The organism is Streptomyces sp. NPDC002640, assembly GCF_053592575.1.
Window position 1 is genome coordinate 144,130 of sequence record NZ_JBSFVZ010000021.1, and the last position, 4,963, is coordinate 149,092.

Here is a 4,963-nt window from a genome sequence, read left to right on the forward strand (position 1 = left end):
GGGATGCTTGTCCACGCGCCACCCGCCGGCCTGGTCGCCATGGCCGAACGCCTGGAGGGCCGGCCCGTCGGCGGCGGCCTTGAACGTCCCGTCCTCCTCATGGGAGTACACCCGGACACCGGCGGCGGCCAGCACTACGATGCCGGGCTTTCCTTCGCCCTTGAAGTCGGCGAAGGTCCACAGGTCCCCGGGGTTCTCAGAGGGCGCGGGCGAGTGCAGGACGCGCTCTTCGTCCTCGAACGTGCCGTCACCCCTGGCAGCCGCTGTCACCACCCCCTGGGCCGGCTTGACCGCGACGATGTCCGCCGGTGCCGCTCCGGCGGTTTCGGCGAGGAAGCGCGCGCCGGGCCCGGCCCACGAGCCCGGCTGTGCGCCGGGGCGGGGCGCGGCCCCTTCGCTCTTCCAGCCGCCGGCCTCCTGGTCGCTCCCGAACCGGTCGAGGACCAGCAGCAGGTTGCTGAACGAGGGTGTCGCGCCGGGTACGGGCCGCAGTGCCGCCGAGGAGGACAGCCGCCAGGACTGCCGTCCGTTCCAGTGCGCCAGAGAGGCCCAACGCAGTGCCGGATCGCTGACACGCTCGGGCTCGGCCGGCACGAGACGCCACCGCTGGCTCTCCGTGTCCTCGTCGTAGGCCCGCACGACGACCGGGATGGCGTTCTCGACGGACGCGCCCGGATCGGCATCGATGTCTAGGTCGAGGACGGTGTCGTCGGCCGCGCTCTCGATCACGTAGAGGGCGGCTTCGCCGTCGGCGGGAACGAGGCGCCACTGCTGAGTGGCTCTGCCGGCGGCAGCGGCCTCTTGCCGGACGCCGCCGCCCGCGGCGGCTGGCTGCTCGAGCACCTTGCCGTCGCCCGTGTTGCGGATCACGTAGACCTGCTCGTCCTGCGCCGGTTGCACGGGGACGATTTGCCACTGCTGCGGGGCCGGGCCGTCCTCGGGGAACTCGCGGACGACGAGCGCCCCGTTCGTGCCGCGCACGGCTTGAGGCCCGAGGGTCTTCCCCGTCGCGGCGTTGATGATCTCCAGTTTCACTTCTTGCGTGGGCACGGGCATCGTGGTGCCTCTTCCAGGCGGTGCGGACGGTGACTCGGGACGGGCGGAGTGCGGCGGTGCGCGCCGCCGATCACGTGAAGACGTGGTGGTACGGGACGTTCCACTCGTTCGGCAGGCGCGGGTAGAACGTGTTGATGACCGTCCCGGTGAAGTCCCCACCCCAGTTGTAGGTGAGCCTGACCTCGCTGTCGGCGGTCACCGAGTGGTCCTTGAAGCCGAGGATGGTGTCGGGGTGGGTGATCGGCACGAAGGTGATGCCGCCCCACGGCGTGACCGTGACGACCCAGAGCTGGGTGTCCTCGGGCGCGCCGTTCTTCCCCCGCCACTTGTCGCCGACCTTGCCGGGCAGTCCGACCTGGACGGTGTCGGCAGTGCTCTTGGGGGCGTCCTGGTGGACGGTGATGCGCCTGCGCTGTGGCTTCGGCGCGCCGTCGTCGCCACGTCCGGCGTCGGTTCCGCCCGCGCCGGCGGGCTGGGCCACCGCCTGGCCGGCGGCGCTCTCGATGAAGTACAGAGGGCGCTGCCCGAAGAACCCGGCAGGAGTGATGTGCCAGAGGTGGCCGTTGGCCTCCTTGACGGTCTCGTCGAGGGCGGTGGCCAGCTGAACTCCCTTGTCATGGCTCGCCTCGCCCAACTCCGCGGGCCGCAGGTAACCGCCGTTGAAGGCATGGACGAGCATCACCGGACGGTTTTCGACCAGTGCCGCGACGATCGCGTTGTCGTGGCTGTTCACCGCCACCGGGCCGCCGACGACCAGATTGGACATCGCTGTGCGTTCTTGTGTGTACATCGCAAAACCTCACCTGTCCTGAACTGGAGAGAACAATGCTTGGATGCTAGGTGCAGCCATGTGTCACGTGGCATGCACGGCCGGCCTGACTGTTGTCGCCGATGAGACGCACGAAATCGGTTCCATGGCAGCACATGGAATTGCGCCCATGGCAACATCCGAGCTCACGCTACCCGCGGGCGCGCGAGGTGAAAATTGCTCGATCGAGTGACAGCGGGTGAAGAATGGTCACTTCATCGGCGTGTCGGAAGCGGTTTCCGAAAATCGATCACTCGATTGAGCGTGGTGCATGAATGTGGCTTCCCGGGTGGGAGTCGGCGCGGTAATTTCGCCTGGCGGAACGTGCGCAGGCTTCTGCCTGCATTTCACCCAGCGCGGTTCGGCCGGAATTAGTCGAGGACGGGTAGATGCCTTCCACCGCATACAGCCTGGTAGACGCCAAGCGTCAGCCGCTGACGAAGAAGAACCTGCGGGAACTCAATATCGAGCAGACCTGGCAGTCGCTCCTGAACCACCCCAACCTGGTCTACGTCGACCCTTCCGGTGTGAAGCACAAGCCCGTCGGGTTCTCCGTGAACAAGTCGAGCTTCGGCACCTTCTCCGGGACCGCGTTCGAGCGAGGCTGGCTCGCCTACATGAACCTCGGGGAGCCGCTGATCGAGGTACGCGGTGACATCGCCCAGCCCCCGCCCGACACGTTCTCCTCCCGCACCTACGTCAACCGCGGCAGCGACGAGATGACCTTCACAGACTCGGTCGACTTCACCATCTCCAACGGAGTCACCTGGTCACTGCACGGCGACGCCAAACTCACCTTCGGCGGCAGCGTCGGCGCCTCGCTGCAGCTGCAGCTGCAGAACCAGCTGCGCCTGGACCTGCAGTCGCAGCTCGCAGCGTCGTGCCAGAACGGGACGGCGAACAAGAACGCGAACACGGTCACCAACAAGAACAGCAAGGACAGCATCGGGGTCGACAACGCCAACACCACCGAGACGTCCGCGAGTAGCTCCGCGACGAACTCCTCGTCGAACACGATGACCAACTCGGTGGGGTTCACGACCTCGGGCAGCGCCACCGGCAACGCGTCCCTCAACGCCCAGCTGGCCCTGGGCATCGCTGCCACCGTCGGGGGGTCGCTCACCACCAGCTGGGTCTCGAAGTCGCAGATCTCCGGGAAGGTGCCGGCGAACTCCCGCGTGCAGACCATCGTCACCCAGCGGCGCAGCCGCAAGCAGTACACCTACGAGATCCCGGTGACCTTCTCCGGGCTGATCGCGGTGCAGTACGCCGTGCCGGTGGCGGTCCTTGCTCCTCCGCAGCCCGGCACCTATCCCGGCCTCGACCACCTGGTCGCCCGCGACATCAACGACCTCGACCTGGCGCCCGGCGGCTTCCACCTGCACGGGCTTGCCGAGGTCGTGTCCGCCCTGGACGTCCACCACACCCTGCTCGACGTCGAGACCCTGACCGTCAGCCAGCAGACCCTCTACAAGCAGCCCTGACCACGCGGCACCGCCGCGAACATACATGACCAGAGGTGACGATCATGGTGTTCGACAACATCTTCAACTCCGCCAGCAGGGGCGCGGGGCTCTTCTCCGTGACCACCGACAACACGAAGCCCCGGCCCGGCGAGGGCGTCGACTTCGAGGACTCCGACGACGGCACGTACGACGACACCAGCACCAGCCTGTTCAGCACCGCGATCCACGGCGCCTCCTCCCGCGCGAAGATCGTGCAGGAGACCTCGCCCGAGGCCCGCGCGGTCCTCGGCTTCCTCGGCTCCCTCATCCAGACCACCCAGGCGCCCCCTGGCGTGCAGGCCCAGTACGCCCAGGGCCCCGGCTCGGTCTCCCAGGCGGCCTCCGCCGGTATGCAGGACGCGAGCGCGACGGTGAAGGGGTACGGCGACCTGCAGAAGGACGAGGACCTGCAGAACAGGCCCAGCAAAAGCGACTTCACCAAGCCCCCCAAGACCCCGCAGGCCCCAAAGGTCCCGGAGGCACCCCAGGCGCCCAAGGCGACCGCGGAGAAGCCGTCCCGATCCGAGTAGAACCCGCCACCGCGGAAGGGGGAAGGACGAGAGCACCAGCCCCCTTCCGTGAGTCGGCCGTCAGGCAGGCGCGCCAGGACGGCCTCTCCCTGCCGCAGGTGAACGCCGTCCTGAGGATCCAGGACGCTACTGCCCGCTGCGCGACGGCGGTCTTGGATACGAAGCGGCCGACGGCCCGATCTGGTCGCAGATCGACCACCGGGACCGCTGGCTCGCCCGGGCGCCGCCGGCCACCAGGGACTGCCGGGGCCGCCGCCGCGAGCTCGCCGGATGCCTTTTGGCACGCCCATGCCGGCTGCCGGGCCGCTTGGGCTGCCGGGTCACCGGGATGCCGGCTGCCGCCGCGCCGCTTCCCGGGCCCGTCGGCGGCCGACCTCCGGTCCGCTGCCAGGTCCGCCTCCCCTGCCGGGCCAGTCGTCCCGGCGCACGGCGCGCCGCTGTGCTTGTGGTGTCCCCGCGTTCCCACGTTGTCCGGCCCGTGCTGCGCCCGGGCGACGCCCAAGGGCCAGGAGGCCACGCCTTGTTCAACCCGCGCCCTGGCGAAAGGTTGTCCCGTAACCGGCGCCTGGCATTTCGCGGCATACTGGGCGCTCGTTGAAGACCTTGTTCGGCCGTGGGGGCGTTCGTGCTTCAGCTGCGACGTGAGGCGGTCCGCTGGGTGGACGATGAGCCATGGCCCGATGGGTCGAGGTTCAGTTCACGGATGCGGCAGGGCGGCGTTGGTCGCTGTTCGACAAGGCCCCGATCTTCGGGGCGATGGGCGAGCTCGGCGCGGACACACCGTGGCCTGCACGGTCGCCGAGGGAGATGGCCTGGCGGTAGACGATGAGGCCGTTGCCGTCTCCACCTCCGTGCACGGCGTCACGACGCCGGACGGACTTGCGAATTTCACGGTGCGGCGGGACCAGTTCATCCGCTGGCCCGAGAACACCGTCTCCGCGCCGCTCCCTCCGATGAAGCCGGAGGACATCATCGCCGCCTTCACCTACCTGCGGGCGTTGCAGGCCGACGACATCGACACCGCCTGCGCGGTCACCGACGTCATAGGCCCGGAGCTGCACCGG

The 4,963-nt window shown here is 68.8% G+C and carries 4 protein-coding genes; 2 read left to right on the forward strand and 2 right to left on the reverse strand.

Features of this window, described 5'->3' with window-relative positions; genetic code table 11:
* Both ACWD3O_RS25615 and ACWD3O_RS25620 read right to left on the reverse strand, forming a co-directional pair.
* Positions 1-1,056 (reverse strand): RICIN domain-containing protein (locus ACWD3O_RS25615; RefSeq protein ID WP_451417505.1); only part of this gene is annotated, 1,056 nt, incomplete at its 3' end.
* Between the two features lie 70 nt (positions 1,057-1,126).
* Complete coding sequence (locus ACWD3O_RS25620; protein ID WP_451414130.1) at positions 1,127-1,846, reverse strand: hypothetical protein; 720 nt, start codon at positions 1,844-1,846, stop codon at positions 1,127-1,129.
* Positions 1,847-2,253: 407 nt separating this feature from the next.
* Here ACWD3O_RS25620 and ACWD3O_RS25625 point away from each other — a divergent pair, with 407 nt between their 5' ends.
* Both ACWD3O_RS25625 and ACWD3O_RS25630 read left to right on the forward strand, forming a co-directional pair.
* Entirely contained in the window at positions 2,254-3,348 is a 1,095-nt protein-coding gene (locus tag ACWD3O_RS25625) for a hypothetical protein (RefSeq protein ID WP_451414129.1), read from the forward strand.
* 44 nt (positions 3,349-3,392) lie between these two features.
* Positions 3,393-3,899: a hypothetical protein gene (locus ACWD3O_RS25630; RefSeq protein WP_451417506.1), complete on the forward strand. Its 507-nt coding sequence runs from the start codon at positions 3,393-3,395 to the stop codon at positions 3,897-3,899.
* The last annotated feature ends 1,064 nt before the right edge of the window (positions 3,900-4,963 follow it).